This window comes from Actinosynnema sp. NPDC023587 (assembly GCF_040640215.1).
In the GTDB taxonomy this organism is placed as follows: Bacteria; Actinomycetota; Actinomycetes; order Mycobacteriales; family Pseudonocardiaceae; genus Actinosynnema.
Map to the genome: position 1 here is coordinate 12,430 of NZ_JBFABG010000022.1, position 25,558 is coordinate 37,987.

The 25,558-nt window shown below is 73.2% G+C and carries 22 protein-coding genes; 11 read left to right on the forward strand and 11 right to left on the reverse strand.

Annotated elements, in window-relative coordinates; genetic code table 11:
* Positions 1 to 235: 235 nt before the first annotated feature.
* The 3 genes from AB0G01_RS33120 (at position 236) to AB0G01_RS33130 (ending at position 3,475) form a co-directional block, all read left to right on the forward strand.
* Positions 236 to 799: a papain-like cysteine protease family protein gene (locus AB0G01_RS33120; protein ID WP_360954089.1), complete on the forward strand. Its 564-nt coding sequence runs from the start codon at positions 236 to 238 to the stop codon at positions 797 to 799.
* Between the two features lie 10 nt (positions 800 to 809).
* Positions 810 to 1,679 carry a hypothetical protein gene (locus tag AB0G01_RS33125; RefSeq protein WP_360954092.1) on the forward strand — a complete coding sequence of 290 codons (870 nt, stop codon included), beginning with the start codon at positions 810 to 812 and terminating at the stop codon, positions 1,677 to 1,679.
* A gap of 527 nt (positions 1,680 to 2,206) precedes the next feature.
* Positions 2,207 to 3,475: a hypothetical protein gene (locus AB0G01_RS33130; protein WP_360954095.1), complete on the forward strand. Its 1,269-nt coding sequence runs from the start codon at positions 2,207 to 2,209 to the stop codon at positions 3,473 to 3,475.
* A 230-nt stretch (positions 3,476 to 3,705) separates the two neighbouring features.
* Here AB0G01_RS33130 and AB0G01_RS33135 read toward each other — a convergent pair whose 3' ends face one another.
* Positions 3,706 to 4,869, reverse strand: a complete 1,164-nt coding sequence (locus AB0G01_RS33135; RefSeq protein ID WP_360954098.1) for a tetratricopeptide repeat protein — start codon at positions 4,867 to 4,869, stop codon at positions 3,706 to 3,708.
* Positions 4,870 to 5,724: 855 nt separating this feature from the next.
* On the opposite strand from AB0G01_RS33135, the gene AB0G01_RS33140 reads away from it, so the two are divergent.
* Positions 5,725 to 6,102, forward strand: coding sequence for a hypothetical protein (locus AB0G01_RS33140; protein WP_360954101.1), 378 nt, complete (start codon positions 5,725 to 5,727; stop codon positions 6,100 to 6,102).
* A gap of 51 nt (positions 6,103 to 6,153) precedes the next feature.
* Here AB0G01_RS33140 and AB0G01_RS33145 read toward each other — a convergent pair whose 3' ends face one another.
* Positions 6,154 to 6,555 (reverse strand): metalloregulator ArsR/SmtB family transcription factor, encoded by a 402-nt coding sequence (locus tag AB0G01_RS33145; RefSeq protein ID WP_360954104.1) that lies wholly within the window; start codon positions 6,553 to 6,555, stop codon positions 6,154 to 6,156.
* 75 nt (positions 6,556 to 6,630) lie between these two features.
* Here AB0G01_RS33145 and AB0G01_RS33150 point away from each other — a divergent pair, with 75 nt between their 5' ends.
* The gene (locus tag AB0G01_RS33150) at positions 6,631 to 7,926 is read left to right on the forward strand and encodes an MFS transporter (protein WP_360954107.1); all 1,296 of its coding nucleotides are present in this window, start codon (positions 6,631 to 6,633) and stop codon (positions 7,924 to 7,926) included.
* 73 nt (positions 7,927 to 7,999) lie between these two features.
* On the opposite strand, the gene AB0G01_RS33155 is transcribed toward AB0G01_RS33150, so the two are convergent.
* Positions 8,000 to 8,344 carry a hypothetical protein gene (locus AB0G01_RS33155; RefSeq protein ID WP_360954110.1) on the reverse strand — a complete coding sequence of 115 codons (345 nt, stop codon included), beginning with the start codon at positions 8,342 to 8,344 and terminating at the stop codon, positions 8,000 to 8,002.
* 338 nt (positions 8,345 to 8,682) lie between these two features.
* Positions 8,683 to 9,279 carry an XRE family transcriptional regulator gene (locus AB0G01_RS33160; RefSeq protein ID WP_360954113.1) on the reverse strand — a complete coding sequence of 199 codons (597 nt, stop codon included), beginning with the start codon at positions 9,277 to 9,279 and terminating at the stop codon, positions 8,683 to 8,685.
* 86 nt (positions 9,280 to 9,365) lie between these two features.
* Between AB0G01_RS33160 and AB0G01_RS33165 the strand changes: the two genes are divergently transcribed.
* From AB0G01_RS33165 to AB0G01_RS33180, 4 genes are all read left to right on the forward strand, one after another.
* Complete coding sequence (locus tag AB0G01_RS33165; RefSeq protein WP_360954116.1) at positions 9,366 to 9,992, forward strand: class I SAM-dependent methyltransferase; 627 nt, start codon at positions 9,366 to 9,368, stop codon at positions 9,990 to 9,992.
* A 27-nt stretch (positions 9,993 to 10,019) separates the two neighbouring features.
* Entirely contained in the window at positions 10,020 to 10,388 is a 369-nt protein-coding gene (locus AB0G01_RS33170) for a DUF664 domain-containing protein (protein WP_360954119.1), read from the forward strand.
* A gap of 114 nt (positions 10,389 to 10,502) precedes the next feature.
* Complete coding sequence (locus tag AB0G01_RS33175; RefSeq protein ID WP_360954121.1) at positions 10,503 to 10,718, forward strand: DUF2945 domain-containing protein; 216 nt, start codon at positions 10,503 to 10,505, stop codon at positions 10,716 to 10,718.
* The gene (locus AB0G01_RS33180; RefSeq protein ID WP_360954124.1) at positions 10,715 to 11,026 is read left to right on the forward strand and encodes a DUF3140 domain-containing protein; all 312 of its coding nucleotides are present in this window, start codon (positions 10,715 to 10,717) and stop codon (positions 11,024 to 11,026) included. Before AB0G01_RS33175 ends, AB0G01_RS33180 begins: the two co-directional genes overlap by 4 nt.
* Positions 11,027 to 11,144: 118 nt before the next feature.
* On the opposite strand, the gene AB0G01_RS33185 is transcribed toward AB0G01_RS33180, so the two are convergent.
* On the reverse strand, positions 11,145 to 13,469 hold the full coding sequence (locus AB0G01_RS33185; RefSeq protein WP_360954126.1) for a hypothetical protein: 2,325 nt from the start codon (positions 13,467 to 13,469) through the stop codon (positions 11,145 to 11,147).
* An 8-nt stretch (positions 13,470 to 13,477) separates the two neighbouring features.
* On the reverse strand, positions 13,478 to 14,128 hold the full coding sequence (locus tag AB0G01_RS33190) for a peptidoglycan-binding protein (protein WP_360954129.1): 651 nt from the start codon (positions 14,126 to 14,128) through the stop codon (positions 13,478 to 13,480).
* A gap of 276 nt (positions 14,129 to 14,404) precedes the next feature.
* On the opposite strand from AB0G01_RS33190, the gene AB0G01_RS33195 reads away from it, so the two are divergent.
* Positions 14,405 to 16,165 carry an ABC transporter ATP-binding protein gene (locus AB0G01_RS33195; RefSeq protein ID WP_360954132.1) on the forward strand — a complete coding sequence of 587 codons (1,761 nt, stop codon included), beginning with the start codon at positions 14,405 to 14,407 and terminating at the stop codon, positions 16,163 to 16,165.
* Complete coding sequence (locus AB0G01_RS33200; protein ID WP_360954135.1) at positions 16,162 to 17,949, forward strand: ABC transporter ATP-binding protein; 1,788 nt, start codon at positions 16,162 to 16,164, stop codon at positions 17,947 to 17,949. The genes AB0G01_RS33195 and AB0G01_RS33200 overlap by 4 nt, the downstream gene beginning before the upstream one ends.
* A 237-nt stretch (positions 17,950 to 18,186) precedes the next feature.
* Here AB0G01_RS33200 and AB0G01_RS33205 read toward each other — a convergent pair whose 3' ends face one another.
* From AB0G01_RS33205 to hisS, 5 genes are all read right to left on the reverse strand, one after another.
* Complete coding sequence (locus AB0G01_RS33205; RefSeq protein ID WP_360954138.1) at positions 18,187 to 18,609, reverse strand: hypothetical protein; 423 nt, start codon at positions 18,607 to 18,609, stop codon at positions 18,187 to 18,189.
* Entirely contained in the window at positions 18,606 to 18,773 is a 168-nt protein-coding gene (locus AB0G01_RS33210) for a hypothetical protein (protein ID WP_360954141.1), read from the reverse strand. Before AB0G01_RS33210 ends, AB0G01_RS33205 begins: the two co-directional genes overlap by 4 nt.
* Before the next feature lie 62 nt (positions 18,774 to 18,835).
* Positions 18,836 to 19,696, reverse strand: a complete 861-nt coding sequence (locus tag AB0G01_RS33215) for an immunity 49 family protein (protein ID WP_360954144.1) — start codon at positions 19,694 to 19,696, stop codon at positions 18,836 to 18,838.
* Positions 19,697 to 19,718: 22 nt separating this feature from the next.
* Positions 19,719 to 24,044, reverse strand: a complete 4,326-nt coding sequence (locus AB0G01_RS33220) for a hypothetical protein (protein ID WP_360954147.1) — start codon at positions 24,042 to 24,044, stop codon at positions 19,719 to 19,721.
* Between the two features lie 153 nt (positions 24,045 to 24,197).
* On the reverse strand, positions 24,198 to 25,481 hold the full coding sequence (gene hisS, locus AB0G01_RS33225) for a histidine--tRNA ligase (RefSeq protein ID WP_360954150.1): 1,284 nt from the start codon (positions 25,479 to 25,481) through the stop codon (positions 24,198 to 24,200).
* Positions 25,482 to 25,558 lie beyond the last annotated feature (77 nt).

Genomic DNA, 25,558 nt, shown 5'->3' on the forward strand with positions numbered 1-25,558 from the left:
TGGGGTTCGGCCACCATCGTGGGGTGGCGGGTAAGAATGGCAACAGCCTGAACACGGGGTTGTTGATATCCGCGGGGTGTCGGCGTCGGTCTCCGGCGTCCGGTTCCGCGCTGGACATCGCGGTTCACTCTTCCGAAGCAACTTCCTCGTCGACTCTGCGTGGCAGCGGCATTTCGCGCTGTCATATCCATGCAGATCGCCCGGCACTCGTAGTGCACACGGGAAGGCAGGGAAGATGGGCAGGTTCAGGTTCGCGACCGCGGCATCGGCCATCGTGCTGGCTGTCAGCGGGTTGGTCGTGGCCGTCGGGGGCACGGCCCAGGCGGAATCCGGATACAACAACATCGGCATGTACAAGCAGGAGAAGAACCAGTGGTGCTGGGTCGCCTCCGGCCTGACCATCGCCAAGTTCCAGGGCTACGGCAGCACGCAGACGGACTTCTGCACCCGGGCCCAGCCCTACTACGGCTGCAACAACCAGCCCGCCACGCTGGACGACATGGCGAGGGCCTGGGGCAGCCTCGGCATGTCGCGCACCGGCTCGGGGCTGAACAGCGCGGCATCGTTCAACCAGGTCTACAACGACGTCAAGGCGTCCCGCCCGCTCGGCGCGCGCATCGGGTGGACCTCCGGCGGTGGCCACATGAACGTCGTCTACGGCTTCGACACCTCGAACAACACCATCGGCGTGGCCGACCCCTGGCCGGACACCACCACCTACACCTGGTGGAACTACAACGACTACGTCAGCAACAGCTCGTTCAAGTGGACCCACTCCCGGATCGGCATCTCCCGTTAAGGCAGGCGACATGCGCGTAACACCCACCTCCCGCGAGCGAGTGGCGTCGCTCCTCGCCCGCCTGACCACCGTCCTGGCGCTGAGCGCCGCCGCCCTGCTGTGCGGGACCGGTCCCGGCCACGCGGCCCCGGACCGGAATCCGCTGGAGGCGGACATCCCCGACTACCAGGCCGCGCTCGACGCGGTGAAGTCGACGGCCGTGCGCCAAGCCGTGTGCCGCTTCCTGAGCGTGCCGGTGCCCGAGGGCGGGTCCGTGACGCCGCAGCCGATCCCCGACCGGGCCGACCCGTGCGAGGGCCTGCCGACCTTCACCCTGAAGGACCCGTTGGCGGTCAACGAGATCACGGCGGGCTTCGCCGCGGGCACGTCCCCGCCCGTCGCCACCGAGGCGATCAGGCTGAGCCACCTGGTGTCGTCGTTGAACGCCACCGTCAACAACCGCCAGGCCACCGTCATGCTCGCGCCCACCCAGGGCGGCGGCTGGCACCTGGCGGCGGTGCGCGAGGGCGACAGCGACGTCACCTTCGCCGGCAAGGCGGACCTCGGCAGCCTGGTGTTCACCGAACCCCAGATTCGCGGCTGGTACCAGCTCAAGCTGCTCACGGTCACGCCGCTCAACGACCAGGCGCGGCAGGGGCTCAACGGTCGGGCGTCGATGTCGCTGGGCGACTACCAGAAGTTGCTCAAGGACCGCTACGCGGACAAGCAGTCCGGTTCCGAGTACGACACCAAGGGCTTCTCCAGCGGCTACGACGTCGCGGGCGAGGCCGAGGGCCCGTCGTCCTCGGCACCGCTGGTCGTCGGCGGTTCGAGCGCCGCGCTCGTGCTCGCGGGCGGCGTCTTCCTGCTCCGTCGTCGTCGGCGCGGCACCACCGGCTGAGCTCTTCACCTGGGTAACCGAAATCCGGGAACACCTGTCGCGTGCCGCACGCGACAGGTGTTCCGGTGTGTGCGTGCAGGATGGATTCGCCGGCCGGGAATTTGTCCGTCGCCGGCGAGATTCCTCGCAGAGGCAGGAAAAGTCGCCGCTTCCCGGTCGGCCCTGGCGGGAAAATGCGGTCTGCGCTCCTGTCGAACCGACATCGCGGTGAGGCGGCGCGGCGGGCTTTCCAGGCTGGTGCGTCACCCGTTCGGGTAGAGATTTCGGATCTGGAATCGCGAGAAATCAGAGCAGGTGGTAGTGAGCCGGGCCTTCTCATCCGGGTGGTAATCCGCAGTACGAGGGTGTGACGATGCCGGGAGGCCGGTAGTCGAAGCGTCTGTGAGCTGGGCAAACGTTCCGGAGCAGCTCTGGGGGAGAAGGACTCCGCAGTTCTCGGGTCGTCCGGGTCGTAGGCACGCACCCCGATGTCTCAGGTCACTTCAGAAGACTTGCAGTGGTTTGTTCTGTTGCCCCATGGTTCCCCGGTGAGCCATTCACCTTCGCCTCAGGGCGAGTCGGTCGACCCCGCCGGTGGTGGTGTCGACAAGGTGCCCGTCGCGTTGCGCGGGCTGCGTGCCTTCACCCCCGCTCCCCTCCCGGTCGACGTGACCCTCTCGACGCGGGCGCACGCCGACCTGGCCTCGGCCGCGCTCGCCGTGGGGCGGGCGGACGAGGCGGCGCAGCGCACGCCCGACCGGGCCAGGTTCGCGCTGTGCTCGCAGTTCCGCGAGGTGCAGCGGTCGGCGCGGATGTCCGGGGAGGGGCGGTCGCTGCTGGAGACCTTCCTGATCCGGCTGTTAATGCGGCGCGGGGCGAAGGTGGCCGACGAGTCGGCGCGGGAGGTCCTGGCGCGCTATCCGCTGGGCCGGTTCATCCTGGCCTCGGAGCACTGCGGCCGGGTGCTGGCCGGCACCCCCGGCGTTTCGTTGGACGTGGACCTGCTGGGTCAGGGCAGCGGCATCCTCACGGGCCGGGGACACCGGTCCGGGAGCGAGGGGCTGCGCACCCGCCACGGGTGGTTGGGCGGTCCCGACGAGGCCCGCGCGCACGTGCTGACCATGGCTCCGGGAGAGCCGCTGCGCGCGGCGCTGGCGGAGCTGTCGGACTGGATGACCCGACCGCACCCCCTGTCGGCGCTCGGCCGGATCGCGTTGGTGCACCTCCAGTTGGAGCTGTTGCAGCCCTACCCGGAGGCCAACGGGCACCTCGCGCGCCTGTTCACCTCGCTGGCCATGGTGGACTCGGGGATGCTGCGCGACCAGGTGCTGCCGTTGTCGCCGTGGATGGCCACCCACTCCGACGAGTACCACCTGCGGATCAAGGCGATCGTCGAGGGCGGCGCGGTGGAGGAGTGGATCCGGTTCTTCGCGCGCGGCGTCCGCGAGCAGGCGGAGGAGCAGCTCCGGTTGATCGCGGCGCTGGAGGAGCTGCTGACGAGGATGCTGGCGAAGGCCGAAGGCGCTCCCGCGACGCGGCGGGTGGTCTCCCCCTCGACGCGGCGGGTCGTCTCCGGGCTGATCACGGAGCCGGTGATGACCAACCGCGCGCTGGAAACCCGGTACGGGTTCTCCAACCGCACCGCCGGCGAGATCACCCGGCGGCTGCTCTCGACCGGGGTCCTGCGCGTGGTCCAGGAGAAGTCGTGGAACCGGGTGTTCGTCTGCGACGAGGTGCTGGACCTGTACACGCTGCGCACCCCGTTGGAACCCGCGTCCGACGCGGACCTGTTCGAGCCGCGCCCCGACGAGCGGTGAGCACCCCCCACAGTGAAAGGCGACCCGACCCCGACCATGTCCCCACGCGTGTCCCCGCCGACCCGCCGGGCGTCGCTCGTCCGACGCCGCGTGCACGCCCTCGGCCGCACCCGTCACGTCCGGCCACGACCCCGGTCGTGGTGGCCCGGACTCCTTTCCGGGGCCAGAACCGCGACGGCCCTCGTCCACACCCTGGCCGAGCTGAGGGTGCGTTGGGAGGAGTTCTGGAGCTAGCCGTCCGGGAGTGACCGCCCCGCCTCGGTGTCGAGCAGGCGGCGGACCTGGTCGGCGAGGGCCTCGACGGGTGCCCGCCCGGCCGGCCCCGCCCGGTCGGCGTCGGCCAGCAGGCGGTGGGCGGCGTGGAAGCGGCGGCGGGCGGCGTAGTGGTCGCCCGACGTCCAGTGGACGCGGCCGAGGGTGATCAGCACGGTGGCCTGCTCGACCGGGGTCGTCCCGGGCAGGGCGGCGAACTCCTGGGCCGCCTGCGACAGGTGCTCCAGCGCGTCCTGGTCGCTGCCCAGCCGGGCGAACGCGGTGCCGGTGGCGGCCGTGGTGCGGACGACGCCGAGGTGGTCGCCGCCGGCCTCGTACAGCGAGCGCAGGCGGACGTAGCAGTCCAGCTCGCGATCTTCGTGGCCTGCGGCGGCGTAGACCCCGGCGCGGTGCCACAGCACGTCGATCATGCCGTCGGTGTCCGCGAGGCGTTCCCACGCGGCCCACTCGCGGACGCCGAGGCGTTCTGCTGTCGCGATGTCGCCCCGGTCGGCGAACCACTGCGCGCCCAACCGCATCAGACCGGTGAACGAGCGCGGCGCGCGGTCGGCGATGGCGGCGTCGGCACCCGCCTCGGACAGGTCGTGCGCCCACGCCGGGGGTGCGTCACCGGGTGCGCAGGTCCAACTGTGGGCGGCCACGGCGACGGCCAGCGCCCGGGACCGGGCGTTGGCGCACGCCCGCACGACCGCCGGCAGTAACCCCAGGTTCGCGCGGACCCAGTCCCGCGCCCGCTCCCGGTCGGCGAACCGCACCGGGGGGAGCCCCGTGGTCGTCGTGGCCCGGTGGTCGAACCCGGCCGGGGGGCGGCCGAGCGCCCGACCGGCCGTGGCGAGGGTCGCGAGCACGTCCTCGCCGACGCGGGCGGCCAGGTCCCGGGTGGCCTCGTCCCAGGGCGGGTCCGGTGGTTCGGTCGGGCGGTGCGGGCCGAACGCGTCCGGCCCGGTGCGGATCAGGCCCGACGGGTGCGCACCGGTGGCCGGGACGTCCTGGAAGACCTCGACGGGGAGGTCGGCGCTGACGGCGAGGACCCGGGCGGGCAGCTCGCCCCGGCCGAGGACCGGAAAAGCCCGGTGGAGCAGGTCGAGTCGGTCCGACGCTCTGTCCCACGCGTGGCTCACCAGCAACAACTCCCCAGTCGCGCGATCCCCGGTTCCGGCCTCCGACCCGCCGCTCCCGCAAACCGTCCGAACGTCCGATTGCGCCACCATGGATCATGCCGGGAAACGGGGACGCGTGGTTGCCCCGACGCCCGATCGACGCAACGCCCGCGCGCCCCTCCCGGCACCTGATCAGCCGGGGGCAGCCGCGCGCCAGTTGTGCCACAGGTGATCAACATTGTCAATCGAACGAGTGACACACGAATGAGCGCGGAACGCCGTTGTCGCGTTCTGCTCACTGGTCGCCATTCACTCGGGCGAGGGAATAGCGGCCGTGTCGGCTCGGTCGGACCGGGGGCGTTGCCAGGGACGTGCCGGTGCGGGAAGGAGTGCGGTGCGGGCGGTTCGCTCTGAGTGTCCGTCATGTTTTCGGTGTTCGTCGGAGGTCCACGGCGTGGGTATCGCCGTAGCGGTCGCCGATGTAAGCCGGGCAGGGGATCATCTTAGTACTGCGTACGCGACCGGTGTCCTGTGCGTACTGCGCCCTTCGGGTCGACGTGGCCCGCTCGGCGTGGGCGGGAAGGCGCGGAGGGGTTGACCCGCCATTTGGCGGGTTCGGTGACATCGAATGGCCTATTTACACTCGCCTGGGGCAATCACAATAGATGATCAATTTGGCACACTGGGGTTGTGGGGAGTCGTCAGGGGGAAACGAAACAACGCCGTCGCGCTGTCGCGCCGCGCAAGCGTCGTGGCTGGTGGGCGCGCCAGAACCCGTCCAACAAGATTGCGTACACCACGCTCGGCGTGGCCATCGCGGCATTTCTCGGGGGCTTGGTCAGCTTTACCGCGGACGGGCTCACGATCATGGAGAAGATGACCGAAACGGCGTCCCCGGCCGCCGCGACGTCGGTGCGCCCGCACCCGCCCGACATGCCGCTGCCCACCTGCGCGACCTGCACGGCGAACGTCACGTACCCCGAGCAGGCGAGCCGGTCGGCCGCGCGGACCTTCCGCGACCCGAGGGCGTTCAAGGGTGCCGGCCCGAAGCTCACCCCGGGCCAGGAGATCGAGGTGGTGTGCAGGTTCCATGACCCGGACGCCCCGCCGAGCGTGCAGCCCGGGTGGTGGTACCTGATCGCGAGCGCACCGTGGAACCGGCAGTACTACTCGCCCGCCAACTCCTACCGCAACGGCGACCCGCCGGGCGGGCCCTACCTCACGGCCGTGGACAGCGCCGTGCCGGTCTGCTGAGGAGGCGGTCCGGTGGGGGCGGTCCGGCGGAGGCCTCTTGGTGGCGCGGGGCTATGCGGTCTCGTCGGGGGGCAGGCGGTGGTGTTCGCCGGTCGACGGGTCCCGGCGCAGGCCCAGGCGCAGGTGCTCGATGTGGTAGACGGCCTCGTCGAGGAGCATCGCCACGTGGTCGTCGTAGAGGCTGTAGACGATGCTGCGGCCGTGGCGGGTGCCGGTGACCAGGCCGAGGGTGCGCAGCAGGCGTAGCTGGTGGGAGACCGCCGAGGTCTCCATGCCGACCTCGTCGGCCAGCTCGGTCACCGGGCAGGGGCTCTCCCGCAGCCGGGCGAGGATGAGCAGGCGGCTCGGGGTGGCCAGGGCCTGCAACGTCGCGGCGACCTTCGCGGCCTCGTCCGGGCCGAGTCGGGCCGGTGGTGCGTGCCCCGACCGGCGTCCCGACTCCTGGTGTCCCATCTCCCCATCCTAAACTTTCGTACAATTGAAGAGCTCTTCAAGTGTTCGATACTCTCGCGGTCGACGGGTGGAGGCGTGACGACCGGGGGGTGTGCGGTGGAGCGGTCGCTGTTCGGCAACCGGGACTACCGGCGTCTGTTCGGGGCGCAGGTGGTGGCGCTGTTCGGCACCGGGCTGGCCACGGTCGCGCTGGGGTTGCTGGCCTACCGGCTGGCCGGCGCGCGAGCCGGGGCGGTGCTGGGTACCGCGCTGGCGCTGAAGATGGTCGTCTACGTGGTGGTCGCGCCGATCGCGGGCGCGTTCGCCGACCGGGTGCCGCGCCGGCTGCTGCTGGCCGGCCTGGACCTGGTGCGCGCGCTGGTGGTGTCGGCCCTGCCGCTGGTGACCGAGGTCTGGCACGTCTACGCGCTGATCGTGGTGTTGCAGTCGGCGTCGGCGGCGTTCACCCCGACCTTCCAGGCGGTGCTGCCCGACGTCCTGCCCGACGAGCGGGACTACACCCGCGCGCTGTCGGCCTCGCAATTGGCGTCGAGCGCGGAGACCCTGCTCAGCCCGGTGCTGGCCGCCGCGGTGCTGAGCCTGGTGAGCTTCCACTGGCTGTTCACCGGCACCGCCGTCGGATTCCTGGTGTCGGCCGCGCTGGTGGTGGCCACCCGCATCCCGCCGGCGCGCCCGGTCGTCCGCGCCCGACTGGTCGACCGGATCACCGCCGGCACCCGGATCTTCCTGGCCACGCCGAGGTTGCGCGGCTTGCTCGCGGTGAACCTCGCGGTCGCCGGCGCGAGCGCGATCGTCATGGTCAACACGGTGAACTACGTCCACGACGCGCTCGGGCGCACCGACACCGACGTCGCGGTGCTGCTGGCCGCCCACGGCGCGGGCACGATCGTCGTCGCCCTGGCCCTGCCCCGGGTGCTGGGCCGGGTGGCCGACCGCTCCGTCGTGCTCGCCGGCGCGACCGCCCTGTGCGTCGGTGCCGGCCTCGCGATCGCCCTGTCCACCGCCGGGTCCGGCGCGTGGCGGTGGCCGGCCGCGCTCACGACCTGGGCCGTGCTCGGTGCCGGGGCCGGCCTGCTGCTGACGCCGATCGGCCGGGTGCTGCGCCGCTCGGCCCGCGCCGCCGACCGGCCGGCGGTCTTCGCCGCGCAGTTCTCGCTGTCCCACGCCTGCTGGCTGCTGACGTACCCGATCGCCGGCTGGGTGGTCACCGCGACGGGGTTCACCACCGGCTGGACCGCCCTCGCCACCCTGGCCGTCGCCGGCACCGTCGCAGCCCGATTCCTGTGGCCCCGCAACGATTCGCCCGCGACTGCCCGGGATGGAGAACCTCGGTCCGTCGAGCGCGCCGACTCCGGCCAGGGGACACGATGATGTCCTATGTGGACAGTCCTGCGCGGTCACGCTTGCCGGTCGACTCGGCACGGCACCCACTATCAGGCCGGTTCTAGGCCGGGCGGATGACTAGTTGGTCGGGAGGCGGCAACTGTTCCGGGTTCTCGTCCACGCCGCCGACCCACTCGATGCCGCCGAGAATCGCGCCGCGTCCCGGGTCTTCGACCGTGTAGAGGAACAGGCCGTCGTGCGGGCCCGGAGCGGCTGCGTTGACGCGGATTTCCATTCCGCGGTAGGGGCCGCGGTAGAAGTCGATGGACGGGCACCCGCAGTCGCACGTGCCGGCGACGACCACCGCCGCCGCCTGGCGTCGCAGGTCTTCGACACCCTCGAACTCGACGGCGAGGAGCGCGTCGAGCACCGCGTGCTCCCGCTGGGTCAACGGCCTGGGGTCCACACCGACGATCGTGCCACAGGCGGTGATCACGCGGAGGCGAATTTCAGCAGGCTGCCGGCGCGCTGACGGCTACCCGTGAAAAGGCGGACCGAACGTCCCGACAACGTGACCGCACGGCCACTCCGGGGTGTGTCGGAATTGCCGGTGAAGGCCGTTGACGAGAAGCTGTTCCGGCACGGCGAACATGCGAGGAAGTGTTGCGGAGTGGCACTCCCGGTGCCGGTCACACCCCCCAGGGTGGCCGGCACCGGTGACCGCGTCGTGGGGCCGCTGGAGGGCGTGGCCGACGCCCCGCACGGCGGGAATCCACTGTGGACGGTCGTGGTCGAGTCGTGGGGTCAGTCGGTGTCGGGCCGGGGTTCGGTGCCGGCGCGCACGTGCGCGCGCACCCCCTGCGGGCCGAACAAGATCAGCAGTTCGACCGCGCCGCCGTCGGCGCTGCCCAGCCAGTGCGGCAGGGACGTGTCGAACTCGGCCGCCTCGCCGGGCGGCAGCGTCAGGTCGCGCCCGCCGAGCACGAGTCGCAGGTGGCCGTTGAGCACGTAGAGCCACTCGTGGCCGTCGTGGGTCTGCGGGGTCGGGTCGAGCGGTTCGGGGCGGGCCGTGATGATCATCTTGAACGCCTGCACCCCGCCCGGCCGCCGGGACAGCGGCACGAAGACCATCCCGAACCGCCGGATCGGCTTGAGGTGGATCCGGGGGTCGCCGGTGCGCGGCGCGCCGACGAGCTCGTCCAGCGGGACGTCGTAGGTGCGGGCCAGCGGCAGCAGCAGTTCCAGGGTGGCCCGGCGGTGCCCGCTCTCCAGTCGGGACAGGGTGCTCTCGGACACCCCGGTCGTTGCCGCGAGGTCGGCGAGGGTGATGCCACGGTCGCGGCGCAGCGCGCGCAGCCGGGCACCCACCGCGTCGAGCACGTCGTCCGTCGTGCGGTCCACGGGTCCATCTTGCCAGAACCGCAAGATTCCGTGCCATGGCGCGGCGGGCCTGGTGAGACTGGGCGTCCCCGACCCGAGGAGTTTTGATGAGCACCACCGATGCGGTCGCCTTCTGGGACGGCGTCCACGCGGGCCGCCCGGCGGCCACCGACCCGCGACCGAACGCCCGCCTCACGGAGGTGGTCGCGGACCTGCCCGCCGGCCGGGCGCTGGACCTCGGCTGCGGCGACGGCGGCGACGCGCTGTGGCTCGCCCGGCGGGGGTGGCGCGTCACCGCCGTGGACATCTCGGCCGTGGCGCTCGGCCGACTGGCCGACCTCGCCCGCTCCCGCGACCTGGCCGGTCTGGTCGCCGCCGAGCGGCACGACCTGCGCGAATCGTTCCCGCCGGGCCGGTTCGACCTGGTCTGCGCCCACTACCTGCACACCCCCGCCGACCTGGACCGGGCCGCCGTCCTGCGCACCGCGGCGGACGCGCTGGACCCGGGCGGGCGGCTGCTGGTCGTCGACCACGGCTCGACCGCGCCGTGGTCGTGGAACCAGGACCCCGACGTCCGGTACCCGTCGGCGCGGGAGCTCGCCGCGACGATCGACCTGGACCCGGCGACGTGGGTGGTCGACCGGGCCGACGCGTCCCGCCGGATCGCGACCGGCCCGGACGGGCGCACCGCCGAGGTCACCGACCACGTCCTGCTCGTCCGCCGCGCCGCCTGACCCGACGCCCAGCGCCGTCCCCGACAAATGGAGGCCACCGTGCCCGCTCCTTCCCGCCACGACACCCCGCCGCCCCGGACCGGGAGCGGTGAGGCCGAGGTCCTGCGCGGGTTCCTCGACTACCTCCGGGCCTCGATCGCCGCGAAGGTCGACGGTGCCCCCGAGGCGCGGGCTCGAACGGCCGACGTCGTCACCCGCTACCGGGAGGCGGTCGAGCTCGCGAACCAGGTCCTCGACCGGTGCACCGACCTCGGCGCACCGGTTCCCCGGCCGCGACCGGGCGGGCCCGCTCCCAGCGTCCGGTGGGCGCTCACCCACCTCATCGAGGAGACCGGCCGCCACGCGGGCCACGCCGACGTCATCCGCGAGCTCATCGACGGCGCGGTCGGGCGCTGACCACCCCTGGGCGCGGTTCCGCCCGACACCCCACCAGGTGAAAATGGCCCGGTCCGCCCCGGACCGACGGGTGACTGTCCTGCGGAGCGTGGCGGAACGTCACAGACTTCGGCTATGAGCGAGAAGAAGGTGCACAAGGGCGACCACGTCACCTGGTCCAGTCACGGGAACACCGTGCACGGCGAGGTGGTGGAGGAGATCACCGAGGACACCGAGGCGGCGGGCAGGCAGGTCCGCGCGTCGGAGGACGAGCCGCAGTACCGGGTCCGCAGCGACAAGACCGGGAAGGACGCGGTGCACAAGCCGTCCGCGCTGGGGGACGACTCGTGAGCGACGACTTCACCGAGTCGGTGAACATGACGGCCGGCGAGTTGGAGCGCTGGCTGGCGTCCGACGAGTCCAAGTCCGTCGGCCAGTCCGACGGCGGCGGCGAGTCGGTCGGGCACGAGTCCGGCAGGCGGATCGTCGAGTTGTTGCGCAAGAAGAAGGCCGAGTTGACCGAAGCCGACCACGCGCACATGCGCAAGGTCGTCGGGTACGTCCACCGGCACCTGGCGCAACGCCCGGACGGGGACGTCAAGGACACGAAGTGGCGGTACTCCTTGATGAACTGGGGCCACGACCCGCTGAAGAGCTGACGAACCGGTGGCCGTGAACGCACCCGCTGCGGCGCACCGCCGGGGAAGTGCCGGAAGCCGGTCGCGATCGGGGGTCGGGCTGCCCGATCGCGACCGGCTGCGGACTTCGCCGTGCGGTTCAGCTCGACGGTGCTGTGCTGGGTGACGACGGGACCGTCGTCGTGGGACTCTCCGACGGCGGTGGCGTGGTCGTCGTCGCCGGTGCGCTCGGCACCACCGAGGTCGTCGTGGTGGGGGGACTCGTGGTCGTCGGGGCCTCGGACGACGAGGTGGGCCGCGAGGTCTCCGTGGTCGTCGTGCCGGGCGGCGCGCTGGTCGTGGTGCCCGCGCCGGGGAGGGGGACGCCTTCGTCCCGCAGCACGTCGAGGATGCGGGCCTTGGCGTCCTGGAGGGCCTGCTGGATCTGCTGCGCCGACATGCCGGGGATGTCCTGGGCCAGCCGGGACAGCTCGGCCCACACCTCGTCCAGCCGCGCCTTCGCCTGCGAGCTCAGGTCTTCGGGCAGGCTGACGACCAACTGCGAGGCCAGGGCGTAGGTCACGCACTCGACGCAGGAGTGGTTGACGGCGACCGCGATGTTCTCCGGCACCACCACGTCGGCCTGGCCGACGATCAGGACCACCTGGAACGCGACGGCCACCGTGGTGCAGCCCCGGCAGGAGGCCAGCGCGTACGCCTCGTTCTTGTTGTCCACCAGCCCGTCGGTCTCCCACACCAGCGCGAAGGAGATCTTGTAGCGGACGGCACCGTCGGTGGTGTTGACCGCCAAAGCCTGGTTGTCGCCCTCGCCCGGGGCTTCCGGGCGGTCGAACGGGAAGACCCACGTCGGCGCGTCCGCCGGTCCGCCGACCGGCTCCAGGACCATCGCCAGCACCGGCTTGTCCTTGGTGGGCACCGGTTGGCCGGTGGGCCACGCCGTGCGGGCGGTGACGGTCTCCGGCGTGGTCGTCGTCGCGGGCCGGACCGCACCGGGACCCGACGCCACGGCGGGCACCGCGTCGGCCACCGTGCCGCGTTCGTCGGGCTGGATCGGCCGGTAGCGGTCGGGCTGCGGCCACCACGCCCACAGCAGGCCCGCGATCACCGCGAGCCCGCACAGCACCAGCAGCGCGCGCCGGCCGGGCTTGCCGTCCGAGGAGCGCCACGCGCGGGCGCACAGCCGCTGCACGAGCCGGATCAGCAGCAGGCCGATGCCGAGCACGGGCAGCGCGATGGCGGCCGTCGAGAGCGCCCGCACCAGCACGAGCGCCAGATCGCCGTCGTCCAGCGCCGCGCTCGCCGAGCGCCACTGCTCGCCGACGCCCTGCCACGCCGTCGCCACCACGCGCGGGAAGGCCAGCACCAGCAGGGCCGTGCTCGCCAGCAGCAACGGCACGACGACGAGCACCCAGACCGTGACCACGGCCCGCGCCCACGGCTTGAGGACCTTCGACTCCGGCTTGCCCCAGCGGTGCGGCAGCAGGCCCAGCAGCGTGGGCTTGATGTGGTGGAACAGGTCGGGGACGCCGGTCAGGTCGGCGAGCACGTGGTAGCCGTCGTACCGCACCATCGGCGCGAGCTGGCGCACCATCTGCACGATCTGCGTCGCCACCACCAGCAGCAGGGCGTCCCAGCCGGACAGCCACCAGGTGCCGAAGACGACGACCGCGACCAGCGCGTTGAAGTACAGCCCGCCGAGGTCGGTGCGCAGCCGCCCGGCCCGCCCGAGCCGGTAGCTGTCGGTGACGTCGGTGTAGAAGGCGGGCCACAGCAGGTAGAGGCCGAACCCCATCGCGCCCGGGGTGGCACCGCCGTAGCGCGCGGCGGCGGCGTGCCCGAACTCGTGGAAGCCCGCCGAGACCACCGTCACCGCGAACACCAGCAGCAGCAGGGCGGGTTGGTGGAACGCCTGGTGGGTGGCACCGGCCAGGCCCTTCTCGAACAGCACCCAGAAGGACACCGCCGCGAAGGCCACCAGCACCACGGCCACCACCAGCGGGTGGAACAGCCGGGCGAACGGCGTGGTGATCCGCCTGGTCAGCGTGGGCTCGGTGATCACGCGGCGCAGGCGCAGCCCGAGCAGCGGCTCGGCCTTGCGGTGCTCCGGCTGGGAGCCGTCGGGCAGTTCGAGCACCCCGAGCGGCTCCAGCTTCGTGCTCAGCAGCGTCCGCACGTCCGCCGGGGTCACCGCGCGACCCACGGCCTGCCCCACCCGGTCGGCGATCCCGCCGTGGTCGGTCTGCCCGTCCACGGCCTCCAGCACCCGGTACAGCAGCGGGGTGAGCTGGATGACCTGCCCGTCCGCGCGGCGGACCAGCGCCGGCGGGCGGCGGTAGCCGGAACCGCGCAGCTCGCCGATCAGCTCGACGCCCCGCGCGCGGTGCGGCACGTCCCGTTCCGCCCGCGCGGGGCGGAGCGCGGTGTCCGCGCCCCGCCCGGCGGGGTTCTCCGCTGAGGCGTTCATCAGGTCGCTCACTGGTCGATGTCGGACCTCTGCTCGGCATTCGCCTCGGCGGTGCCGTCGATGGTCTGCTGGATGATGGCGTCCTGCTGCGCGACGGCGGTCGCCTCGGAGCCGACCGAGCCGAGGTTCGCGGCCACGGCGGCGTCGATCGGCGCGGCCACGTTGGCGTTGAGGGCCACCGCACCGTTGATCGGCGCGGCCAGGTCGAGGTCGGCGGCGAGGTTCACGTCCACGTTGAGCAGGCCGCCGTCCAGCGCGCCCGCCACGTCGGCGGGCTGCGCCCGGACATCGGTCCCGCTGCCGCCGGCGGGCGGCGGCGGGGTCGGGTCCTGCTCCTCGCCCTGGTCGATCGCGCTGTCCTGGTGGGAGTTGGCCAGCGCCTCGCCGGTGATGCCCTGCTGGATCGCGACGCCCTGGTCGGACAGGGCCTGCGCGGTGGAGCCGTCCGACAGCACGTTCGCGCCCACGGCGGCGTCGATCGGGGCGGCGACGTTGGCGTTGCCGGCCACCGCCAGGCCGATCGGGGCCGCCAGGTCGAGCGCGAGGTCGAGGTCGACGTTCAGGTCGAGCAGCGAGTAGACCTCCTTGTCCGGCAGCGCCGTGCCACCCTCGGCGGCGAGCTCGTCGATCGACAGCGGGGGCAGGTTCGCTTGGCTCATCCGTGGCTCCGTTTTCTCGGGTTCTGCGCCGGTCGGATCGCAACCGGTCGGTGGTCCAGACCAGTACCCGGGCAGGGCCCGGTGAAACGGAATAGGCCGTCCACACCCGGAACCGGTCGGGAAAACCCTCCTGACGGCGTGACACCGCTCGACCGAATGGCCGCAAAAAGAAATGAGTTTTATTCGGGAACGGGGTGCCGTCCCGGTCGTCGCCCGATCAGCACGCCGGACCGCCGGGCCGCCGGGGCGAGCCGGGCCGCTGGATAGGGTCGTGCGATGCCGCACGACCGCACGACCGCGACCCGCGATCCCGGGGCGTGGGTCGCGCCCGAACCCCGCGACATCGGCGGCCCGGCCCGTTTTCTGTGGTGGCTGGTCCGATCGCAGGCCCGGCGGGTCGTGGCCGGCGCGGCGCTGGGGAGCTCCTGGATGGTCGGCCTCGCGGTGCCGCCGTGGGTGCTGTCCCGCGCGATCGACGACGGGCTCGTCGCCGGTGACCCGGGCGCGCTCGTCCGGTGGTCGGCGGTGCTGCTCGCGGTAGGCGTGCTCACCGCCGTCCTGGCCATCGCCCGGCACCGCACCATGACCAGGATTCGGATGGACGCGTCCTTCCGCACGGTGCGCACGGTGGTGCGGCACACCGCCCGCCTGGGTTCCGCGCTGTCCCGGAAGGTCGGCGCGGGCGAAGTCGTCACGATCGGGATCGCGGACGTGCAGGTCGTCGCGCAGTCGCTGACGGTCACCGGGCCGGGTTTCGGCGCGGTGGTGGCCTACGCGGTGGTGGCGGTGGTGCTGGCGACCATCTCGCCCCTGCTGGCCCTGGTCGTCCTCGCCGGCGTGCCGCTGCTCGTGGTCACCGTCGTGCCGCTGCTGCGCCGCATCGAGCGCACCGGCACCGGCTACCGCCTGCACCAGGGGCTGCTGACGGCCCGGCTGGTGGACGTCCTGGGCGGACTGCGGGTGCTCAACGGGTTGGGCGGCAAGGAGACCGTCACCGAGCGCTACGGGCGGGAGTCCGCAGAGCTGGTCGGGCGCGGCTACCGGGTCGGCGGCCCGGCGAGCTGGGTCACCGCGCTGGCCGGTGGCCTGCCCGCGCTGTTCCTGGCGGTGGTGGTGTGGCTGGCGGCGAGGATGGTCGCGCTGGGCGAGATCACCATCGGCGACCTCGTCGCGGTGTACGGCTACGTGGCCGTCCTCGTCGTGCCGGTGTCGTTCTTCATCGAGGGCGGCGGCGACCTCGCCAGGGCGCTGGTGGCCGCCCGGCGCATCACCGGCCTGCTCACCCTGCGCCCCGACCACGACGGCGCACAGGGCGCGGCGGGGGAACCGGACGGCCCCGTGACCGACCCGGCCTCGGGGGTCGTGGTGCGGCCGGGCCGGTTCACCGCGCTGGTCAGCGCACGCCCGGAGGAGGCGGTCGCGGTGGTGGAGCGGCTGGGCCGGTTCGCCGACACCGACGCCACGTGGGCGGGCACGCGCCTGGACGTGCTGGAGCCCGGCCGGCTGCGCGAACGCCTGCTGGTGGCCGACAACGACGCCGACCTGTTCGCGGGCACGGTCCGGGAGATCGTCTCGGGACGCCACGAACCCGATGACGACAGGGTGCGCGCGGCGGTGCGCACCGCCGTGGCCGACGACGTCGTCGAAGCGCTGCCCGGCGGTCTGGACGCGCTGATCACCGCCAAGGGCGGCAACCTGTCCGGTGGCCAGCGGCAGCGGCTCCGCCTGGCCCGCGCGGTCTACGCCGAACCGGACGTGCTGCTGGCCGTGGAGCCGACGTCGGCGGTCGACGCGCGGACCGAGGCCGTCGTCATCGCCCGGTTGCGCGCGGCCCGACGCGGCCTCGCCACCCTGGTCACCACCAGCTCACCGCTGGTCCTCGACCACGCCGACGAGGTCGTGTTCCTCTCCGACGGGCGCGTGGCGGCTCGCGGCACGCACGACCGGCTCCTGCGCGACCACCCCGCCTACGCGGACCTGGTGTCCCGCGTGCAGGGCGGGACGACCGGCGACCCGGAACGGGCGGACCGGCGGTGAGCGCGACGTTGCCCGTGGCGGGCACCGCCGGGGTGCGGGCCGCCGTGCGGGAGGACCTCCGCGCCGACCGGGGCGCGGTGTGGGGGCTGCTGCTGCTCAACGGCCTGGCCTCCGCGGCGGGCCTGGTCGCGCCGTGGCTGCTCGGCCGGATCGTCGACGAGGTCCGGGCGGGCGGCGAGGACCTGGTGGGCACCGTGGACCGGTTCGCGCTGGGCGTGCTGGTGTTCACCGTCGTGCAGGTGGTGCTGTCCCGCTGGGCGCTCGCGGTGGGGTACCGGTTCGGGGAGCGGATGGCGAGCCGGATTCGCGAGCGGTTCCTGGAGCGCACCCTCGCGCTGCCCGCGTCGGTCGTGGAGCACGTGCCCCCCGGCGACCTGATCGCGCGCGGCAGCACGGACGCCTCGGTGGTGGCGACGGCGCTGCGGCGGGCCGTGCCCGAGGTGACCGTGGCCCTCGTCCAGGCCCTGTTCCTGATCGTCGCGGTGTTCGTGCTGAACCCGCTGCTCGGGCTGTGCGGACTGGTGTCCCTGGTCGGGACCGGTGCCGCGCTGCGCTGGTACCTGCGCCGGGCCCGGCCCGCCTACCTCACCGAGGCGGCGGCCGGTGCGGGACTGGCCGACGTGGTCACCGGCACCGCCGCCGGCGCGCGCACGGTCGAAGCGCTCGCCCTGGAGGCCCGGCGCGCGGAAGCCGTCGACGCGGCTGTCGCGGACGCGCGCAGCGCCCGGTTGCGGACGCTGTGGCTGCGCACCGTGCTGTTCCCGTCCTTCGACGTCTCGTGCGTGCTGCCGGTGGTCGGCGTGCTGCTGGTCGGCGGGGCGCTGCACTCGGCCGGCGTGGTCAGCGTCGGCGTGGTGGTCGCGGCCACGGTGTACCTGCGGCAACTGGTGGGACCGCTGGACACGCTGGTGCTGTGGGTGGAGCAGGTGCAGGGCGCGGCGGCGTCCTACGCGAGAGTCGAGGGCCTGGCGGGGGTGGGGCGGGACGCGCCGAGGTCCGGGCTCGTGCCGGCGGACGACCGCATCGAGGTGCGCGGCGTGCACTTCGCCTACGAGCGCGGCCGGGACGTGCTGCACGGCGTGGATTTGGTGGTGCGGCCGGGGGAGCGGCTGGCCGTGGTCGGCACGTCCGGCGCGGGCAAGACGACGCTGGCCCGCCTGCTCGCGGGCCTCGACCGGCCGACCGCCGGGTCGGTGACCGTGGGCGGGGTGCCGGTGGCGGACCTGCCGCCGGACCGGCTGCGCGAGCAGGTCGTGCTGGTCACCCAGGACCACCACGTCTTCCAGGGCACGATCCGCGACAACCTGCTGATGGTGCGCCCGGACGCCACCGGAGCGGAACTGCGCGCCGCGCTGGACGTGGTGGGCGCGCACTGGGTGGCCGAGCTGCCGGCCGGCCTGGACGCGGAGGTCGGGACCGGCTCCCGGCTGGACGGTGCCCGCGCCCAGCAACTGTCGCTGGCCCGGGTCGTGCTGGCCGACCCGCACACGGTGATCCTCGACGAGGCCACGGCCCTGCTCGACCCCACGACGGCCCGGACGGCCGAGCGGTCCCTGGCCGCGCTCCTGCGCGGGCGCACGGTGATCGCGATCGCCCACCGGCTCCAGACCGCGCACGACGCGGACCGGGTCGCGGTCCTGGAAGGAGGCGAACTGGTCGAGCTGGGCTCCCACGACGAACTCGTCGCCGCCGGCGGCGCGTACAGCCGGTTGTCGCGCTCCTGGCACGGGCACCCGGGCGACCGGGGAGCTCCGGCGAGCACGCGGGACCGCGCAGCCGACTGACGGGTGGGCTGCGGAGGCCCGCTTTCCGGAGCCGTGGTCGTCATCCTGCGGGACGGCGAGGAGTCCGTGCCCGCCGCTGATCTGTCCAATCCCGCTCACCCACACCGCCGGATTCCTGGGCGACGTCGACATCGAGAGCGGTCGGGGCTTCGACGCGCCGGCCGGGCCCGTCGACGTGATCGCCGGCCTGCCGCAGGTGTTCCCGCCCGCGTCACCTCTCCGACGCACCTGCGCGGGTCAGCCGAGCGCGGAGAGGGCGGCCACGCCCAGCACGACCAGCGCCACCACCTTGAGCACCTCCAGCGCCACGTAGACCAGGTGGGTGCGGGACCTCGGCGGGTCTTCCCCCGCCAACACGCGGTCGGAGCGCCGGTTGAGGATCGGGCGCACCACGACCAGTTGCACCACCAGCACACCCACCGCCGCGATCACCGCACCCGTGACCGGCGCGGGCGACCCGCCCGCCACCGCCGCGACCACGATCACCGACGCCGCCGCCACCTCGGCGACGTTCAGCGCGCGGAACACGATCCGGCCGATGCCCAACCCGATCACGACCGTCACGCCCGGAGCCCGGAACTTCAGCGGTGCCTCCAGGAAGGAGATCGCCAGCACCATCCCCGCCCACAGCCAGGCCGCGCCCGCCACCACCGGGCTCATCGCACGTCACCGCTCCCGCCGGCCGCCGCGCCGCACCGGGGGCACACCGCGGGCTGCTCGCCGTCGGCCAGGTGACCGCACTCCGGGCACACCCGCGACAACCAGCACACCGGGTCACCGCCCTCGACGCGATCCCGCCCGCGCGCCTCGCCGGACTCCGTCATCGGCCTCGCCTCCGCTCCTGGTCGGCCCGCCCACCCTTCCCGGTCGGCGTGACCGGCCCGGGTCAGCCGTTCTCGATCCGGGCCGTGCCGTCCAGCAGCGCCGGCGGCAGGTAGTCGGAGGTCACCGTGATCGCGATGCCCGCGTCCTGCGCGATCGTCGCCAGGGCGAGCGGACCCAGCGCCAGGTAGCCGATCGGGGACGCGCGGCGCTCCTCGGTCTTCGACCAGTACGCCTCGTGCGCGCGCAGCGCTTCCGCCAGGGCGTCGTTGAACTCGGTCGCGGCGTCGTCCTTGAGCACGTAGTGGAACAGCGTCAACTGCGGGAAGCGCAGCAGGTCCGCCACCTCGCGCTCGTCGTCGTCGGTCAGCGCCTCCGGCTTGCTGCCGGCCAGGGCCGCGCCCAGCGCCGGGCCCACACCGTCCTCCCGCCGGAAGAACAACTGGAACGCCCGCACCGTGTCGTACAGGTACCCGGGCTCCGAACCGGACGCCCGCAGCAGGTCCGGGGGGAACGCGGTGAGGCGCTCCAGCACCTCGCGGTCCCGCGCCACGACCGCGAGCCACAGCGTCGTCAGCCAGTTCTCCGCCGTCGAGTAGTACACCGGCCCGGTGCCCGACGTGGTGACCGCTCTCCCGCCCATCCGCACCGGCACCAGCGCGCCCCGGTCCGCTGCCGCGACCGTGAACACGGCCGCGCCGGCGTCCAGCGCGGCGCGCAGCGCCAGCCAGGTCTCGCGCTCGGCACCGGCCGGGTCGACGACCGTGCGGTGCCCCAGCAGCGCCAGGCCCGCGAGGAGTTGGAGGTTCAGCGCGTCCGGGTAGCGCTCGACCTTCGCCACGCCTTCCTCGACGTCCTCGGCGAGCCGCCGCAGCGCCCGTCGCGACGCGTTCGGGTAGGTCTTGTGCCGCTCGATCTCCACCATGACGGGTATTCGCCTTTCCGGTTCAGGAGGCGGGGTCGATGTCGCGCTGCCAGCCCATCAGGAATTGTTGGGCGACATACCCGTCGTACACTTCCCGACCGTCCACGAGCTTCACCTTCGCGGTCACCAGGCTGTACTCGACCATACCATGCGTGCGGGCGCGTTCCAGTTGCGCGGCCAGGTCCCGATCGGCCCTGTTCGAGCTTTGCGCCAGTTCTTCGATGTGATTCTTGAAGAATTCGTTGTAACCATTCGTGCGTTTGAAGTTCTGCAATTCCTCGGGAGACATGCCGGTTACCCGGTCGCCGTGCCGGTCGCGCAGGAAGTCGTCGATCCGGTCCTCCGCGACCCCCGCCCGCTCGCGCAGGTGGTCGGCCAGGACCTGCGGGTCGCGGGCCCGTTCCAGGGTCTTCGCCAGCTCGCGGTCGCCGTCCAGCTTCGCGAGGTGGTCGTCCACGGCCCGGTCCACGTCCGCCGGGGCCATGCCCTGGTCCGCGAGCCGCTTGCGCATCCGCTCCTCGGCCTCGCCGGACAGGGTGGCGGTCTTCATGTCGTGGATCTTCTTGTCCCAGTACTTGTCGTGGCCCTGCTCGACGCGCGTGCCGTCCAGCGCCTTGGCCTCGCCGACCGTCGCGGACGGTCCCTTGGCCTCGATGACGGCGTGCCGCCCGTCCGGCAGTTCCCCGACGATGTCGAACCGGCCGCTGCCGGCCAACTGTGCGTCCACCCGGTCGAAGTCGCCGTACTCGTCGCGGGCGTAGTGCGCGCCCGAGGTCTCGCCCAGTTCCTCGCCGAGCTTCGTCGCCTGGTGCTGGGCGGGCGGGTAGTCCGCGGTGCCCTCCTTGGCCCTGGCGTCGTCGATCGCCGACCGGCGCTCGTCGATGAGGTCCTGGTGGCGCTCGACCTCCTGCCGGTCGAGCGTGCCTCGGGTGTCGTGGACGTCCCGGTGGTACGACGCGGGTTCGGCCGGCGGGCGGTCGTCCTTGAACTTGATCTCGACCTCGTCCAGGTCCACCTGCGCGAGATCGCGGTTCGGCGGCGGCGTCCACCCCTCCGGCACCTTCAGGTCGAGCGCCTTGACGTTCGTCGGCGGGTCCCACCGGTCGGTACCCGGCTTGCGGGTGACCAGCTCCCAGTCGCCGTCCTTGCGCTGCCGCAGGTAGTAGTGGTCCTTGAGGTACCGGGGGTCGGCGATCTTGTCGTTCGGCGTCTTGCCGCTGTCCCGGCCCGGTTGTTCCTTCCAGCCGTCGTCCTGGCCGCGATCGCGCGCGCCGTCCGGGTCGGTGTGGTCGGCCTTGTGCGAGTCGTGGGTGCCGGGGACGTACCCGTCGTCGCCCGCCCTGGAGGTGGTGCCGTCGGGGCGGTGGGTGTGCCACTCGCCGTCCGGCGGAATCCTCGGCCGGCGGTTGCCGTCCGGGCCGATCTCGGCGTCGCTGGTGTAGACGCGGCCCCGGCTGTCGGTCCAGGCGGGTTTGGTGGGCGCGAGGACGTCGGCCCCGGTGTGGTGGGACAGGCGCTTGGCGAAGTCGTTGGCGGCGGCGTCGCAGCCGATCAGGCGGATGGGGGTCTTGCCGTCCCAACCGTTGCGGCGCAACAGGTCGCCGTACTCCTCGGGGGAGTAGGTGTGGTTGCCGATGCGCGCGCGGCCGTCGGGGGTGACGTGGACGTCGGCGGTGAAGTAGCGGGGGTCGTGGGGGACGCGGTGGGGCAGGTCGCCCATGTCGGAATCGCCACGGTGGTGGGAGACGCCGGAGGGGGTGGTCTCGCCGTGCCGGGCGTGCGCCTCGTCGATGTCCGGGCGGTTGGTGTCGGGGTGGGTGCTGTCGGGGTGGTTGGCGTCGGGGTGGTTGGTGTCCGGGTGGGTGCTGTCGGGGTTGCTGCTGTCCCGGTCGTGCGGGGTGCCGTCCGGGGAGGTGGTGTGCGGGGAGGTGCCGTGCGGGGGGCCGTCGGGGGCGCGGTGTGGTGGTGGCCAGGGCTCGGGGGCGTGCCGGGGTGCCGAGGTGCCGGGCGTGTGACCGGGGCGTCCGCTGTCGGGCCTCGCGGGTGGTCCGTCGGGACGGCCGGGGCCGTTCGGCCCGTGGTGACCGGGTCCGTGAGGGCCGGGACCTCCGGGGCGGTGGTGCTGCGGGCCGGGTGCGTGCGGACCGGGTGCGTGCGGACCGGGGGTGCTGTGCGTCGGGCCGAAGCCGCCTGGGCGGTTGCCTCCGGGTCCACTGCCGCCGGGTCCGTTGTTGGACGGCCCGTTGTTGCCCGGTCCGGCGTGGCTGGGGCCTGGCTGGCCGGGACTCGTGTGGGCAGGGCCCGGGTGGCCGGGGTTCGGCTGGTTCGGGCCGGGGTGACCGGGACCTGCCTGGCTCGGACTCGTGTGGCCGGGTCCGGTGTGGCTCGGACCGGACGGGCCCGTCGTGCCGGGGCGTGAGGTGTCGGGGCGTGGGGTGTCAGGGGTGCGGGCCGAGGGGATGCCTGAGCCGGTGTCGCCCCGGCTGCCCGGTGTGCCGGTCCAACCGCCGCCGCCGGGGCGTGAGCCGCCGGGCGTCGCACCTCCCGGTGCCCCGCCGCCGGGTGCTCCACCGCCGGTTCCCGGGCCGCCGGGTGGCGTGCCCTGGCCGGAGTGCGAACCGGGGCCGGTGTTCGGGGTGGTGCCGGGTTGGTGGGTGGGTGCGTGGGGTTGGTCGGGCCGCGCGGGGGCGTCCGGGTGCGCTGCGGTGGAGGCGGAGGTCTGGTCGTAGCGGTTCGGCGTAGGTCCGTTCGGCGTGGGGCTGCCGGGGGAGCTGCTGCCGCCGGAGGTCGGGGAACCGCCGTTGGAGGAGCTGCCGCCGCCGTAACTGCCGCCGCCGCCGTAACTGCCCGGCGGGGGCTGGCCGCCGGGGCCGCCACGGTGTTCGCCTACTGGGCTGTTGCCGCCGGGGCCGCCGCGATGGTCGCCCGTCGGTGTGTAACTGCCCGGTGCGGGCTGGCCGCCCGGACCGCCGCGATGCTCACCTACCGGGCTGTTGCCGCCGGGACCGCCGCGATGGTCGCCTACGGGTGCGCCGGGGCGGGGGTTGCCGGTGCCCGGGGTGGTGTTGCCCGGACCGGGTGTGGGCGAGCCGCCGTCCGGGCCGGGGTCCGGTTGGCGGCCGGGGCGCGGGGCGCTCGGCGGGAGGTCGGCCGGATCGCCGGGTCGGGGGCGGTCCACCGGCGGGGCGGTCGAGCCGGAGGTGCCGGTCGTGTCACCCGGGCGGCCCGATCCGGGAGGACCGGAGCCGGGAGCGCCGGAGCCGGGAGCGCCGGAGTCGGGCGAGGTGGAGTCGGGCGAGGTGGAGCCCGGTGAGGTGGAGCCGGGGGGCTGGGAGCCGGGGGGCTGGGAGCCCGGGGTGCCGGGGGAGGAGTCGCCGGAACCGGGGGTGTTCGAGGCAGGGGTGCCGCCGCCGTCGGGGCTGTTCGTGCCGGAACCGGGGGTGCCGGAACCGGGGGTGCCGCCGCCGGACGGGCTGTCGACGTTCGTCCTGCCGGTCTGGAGGAAGCCGCCCTTCTTGATGTTCTTCGGGTCCAGCACGTCCAGACCGGTCACCTTGCCGGCGATCTTGCCCAGCACCTTCATGACCTTCTCGAACACCTCGACCAGGCGCTTGAGCATCGGCGAGACCCGCTTGATCGTGTTCAGCAGGTCCTGGATGATCTTCGCGATCTTCGCGGCCCACTTCGAGATCGCCGTCACCGCCTGCGCCACGATCACCGGCGTCCCGAAGCCCAGCGTGAAGGCCGCCTCCAACACCCACGCGATCAGCTTCCCGACCAGGTCGGCGATCAGGTCGCGCACCATCTCGCGCACGAACCCGACGACCATCCCCATCATGCCGACCACGGTCCCCACCGTGCCCGCCGCCGACGCCGCGCCGCTCAGCGCGTCGCCGTGCTCCTGCGCACTGGTCAGGTACCGCTGCGCGGCGGCACCCTCCCACCCCGCGGTGCCCGACGCGACCGCCGCCCGGTAGTCCTCCGCGACCTTCCCCATCTCCGTGGCCACGTTGTTCCACGTCGTGGAGTACGACTCGATCACCGGCGGATTCCCCGCCAGCCAGTCCAACATGTCCTTCAACGGCTGCACGTGCTCCATCAGGAACGACGCCGCCGACGACAACAACGTCCCGAACGGGTCGATCGCCATCGCGGCGGCATCCGCCGCCAGACCGACCATCCCCAGGCCGGCCTCGACCCAGTTCCCGTCCTTGACCCCGTTGAACGTGTCCATCGCCGACTCCGCGATCGACACACCCGTCGCCCAGCCGTTGTCACCGGTACCGGCGTTGAACGCACCACCCGGTTCCGCCGGAGCCTTCGCCACCAACGGGTTCTCGCCGGCCATCGACATCCCCTCCCTCTGCGCGCAGAGCGGTGACCGTCGATGAACCGACCGCAGCCTTCCCCCGGCTTCCCCGTCCCCGCCTCTTGATGATGACGCAGGCGGGCACCGCCGGGTTCCGTTTCGGCGGAAGCGGTGGGGCCGGTGTGGTCGTCGCTACTCGGCGGACCTCAGCGGTCGCTCGGGTTCCCCGGCACCGCCGGCCGTGACCGCGCGGAGGTGGACGAAACCGGTGAAGCCCTGCGCCTCCAGCCGACCTAGCTGGGCGGGCAGCTTCCCGCTGCGCCGGATCACCACGACCTCCCGCCCGTCGGCGCGGGCTTCGCGGGCGCGGCGCAGCGCGTGCGGGACGGGCACGTCCGGCTCGACCAGCACCGCCAGCGCGGAGCGGGCCGGCACCTCGGGGATCAGGTCGATGATGCGCTCGAAGCCCAGCGAGAACCCGCAGGCCGGGACGTCCTTGCCCGCCGCGCGGCCGACGAGCTTGTCGTAGCGCCCGCCGCCGGCGACCGACGAGGACGATCCGGGGTGCGAGATCTCGAAGATCTGCCCGGTGTAGTAACCCATGCCGCGGACCAGGGTCGGGTCGAACTCCCACCGGACCGCTCGGGTCGTGCCGAGGTCGACCAGGCCGGCGACGGTCGTGGCCAGGTCCGCCACCACCTCGTCCGGCACGGTGGGCACGGCGTCGGCGATCCGGTCCGCCACCTTCGCGGGGTCCAGCCCGACCAGCCCTTCGATGATCGACCGGGCGGTGTCCACGGCGGCGGCCGGCAGGTTCCGCTTCCCGGTCAGTTCCGCCCGGACGCCGTCCCACCCGATCTTGTCCAGTTTGTCCAGACCGATGAAGAACCCCGGCCACTCCGCTTCGGCGAGCCCGGTGTGGCGCGCCAGCGCCGACAGGAAGCGCCGGTCGGACAACCGGACCGTGGTGCCGGTGATGTCCAGCGCCGCCAGGGCCTCGGTGGTCGCCTCGATCAGCTCGACCTCGGCGAGCACCGAGCCTTCCCCGATCAGGTCGATGTCGCACTGGTGGAACTGCCGGTAGCGGCCCTTCTGCGGGCGTTCCGCGCGCCAGACCGGCGCGAACTGGAACGACCGGAACGGCGTCGGCAGGGTGGCCTGGTTGTCGGCGTAGAACCGCACCAGCGGCACGGTCAGGTCGAACCGCAGCCCGAGGTCGACCAGGTCGCCCACCGGCGTCCCGGCCGCCACCACCTCGTCGAGGCCGCGCCTGAGGACCTGGAAGACCAGCTTCTCGTTCTCGCCGCCCTCGCCGCCCCGCAGCCGGCGGATGTCCTCCAGCGCCGGGGTCTCGATCCGCCGGTAGCCGTGGCGGCGGTAGACCTCGCTGATCTCGGCGAGCGCGTGGTCACGCGCGGCGACGCGGTCGGGGAGCAGGTCGCGGGTGCCGCGCGGCGGACTGTTGTCGATCTTCACTGGCCGCCTCTGCGGTTCCGGGTTCGCGGGATCTCCGGGCGGCGGTCCACCGCGACCCGGACCGGAGCACGGTACCG

What these genes read in the sequence shown, in the direction of transcription:
- AB0G01_RS33120 (WP_360954089.1), top strand. Translation starts at nt 236, where the DNA reads ATGGGCAGGTTCAGGTTCGCGACCGCGGCATCGGCCATCGTGCTGGCT.
- AB0G01_RS33125 (WP_360954092.1), top strand. Translation starts at nt 810, where the DNA reads ATGCGCGTAACACCCACCTCCCGCGAGCGAGTGGCGTCGCTCCTCGCC.
- AB0G01_RS33140 (WP_360954101.1), top strand. Translation starts at nt 5,725, where the DNA reads ATGACCGAAACGGCGTCCCCGGCCGCCGCGACGTCGGTGCGCCCGCAC.
- AB0G01_RS33145 (WP_360954104.1), bottom strand. Translation starts at nt 6,555, where the DNA reads ATGGGACACCAGGAGTCGGGACGCCGGTCGGGGCACGCACCACCGGCC.
- AB0G01_RS33165 (WP_360954116.1), top strand. Translation starts at nt 9,366, where the DNA reads ATGAGCACCACCGATGCGGTCGCCTTCTGGGACGGCGTCCACGCGGGC.
- AB0G01_RS33170 (WP_360954119.1), top strand. Translation starts at nt 10,020, where the DNA reads ATGGAGGCCACCGTGCCCGCTCCTTCCCGCCACGACACCCCGCCGCCC.
- AB0G01_RS33175 (WP_360954121.1), top strand. Translation starts at nt 10,503, where the DNA reads ATGAGCGAGAAGAAGGTGCACAAGGGCGACCACGTCACCTGGTCCAGT.
- AB0G01_RS33185 (WP_360954126.1), bottom strand. Translation starts at nt 13,469, where the DNA reads ATGAACGCCTCAGCGGAGAACCCCGCCGGGCGGGGCGCGGACACCGCG.
- AB0G01_RS33190 (WP_360954129.1), bottom strand. Translation starts at nt 14,128, where the DNA reads ATGAGCCAAGCGAACCTGCCCCCGCTGTCGATCGACGAGCTCGCCGCC.
- AB0G01_RS33195 (WP_360954132.1), top strand. Translation starts at nt 14,405, where the DNA reads ATGCCGCACGACCGCACGACCGCGACCCGCGATCCCGGGGCGTGGGTC.
- AB0G01_RS33205 (WP_360954138.1), bottom strand. Translation starts at nt 18,609, where the DNA reads ATGAGCCCGGTGGTGGCGGGCGCGGCCTGGCTGTGGGCGGGGATGGTG.
- AB0G01_RS33210 (WP_360954141.1), bottom strand. Translation starts at nt 18,773, where the DNA reads ATGACGGAGTCCGGCGAGGCGCGCGGGCGGGATCGCGTCGAGGGCGGT.
- AB0G01_RS33215 (WP_360954144.1), bottom strand. Translation starts at nt 19,696, where the DNA reads ATGGTGGAGATCGAGCGGCACAAGACCTACCCGAACGCGTCGCGACGG.
- AB0G01_RS33220 (WP_360954147.1), bottom strand. Translation starts at nt 24,044, where the DNA reads ATGGCCGGCGAGAACCCGTTGGTGGCGAAGGCTCCGGCGGAACCGGGT.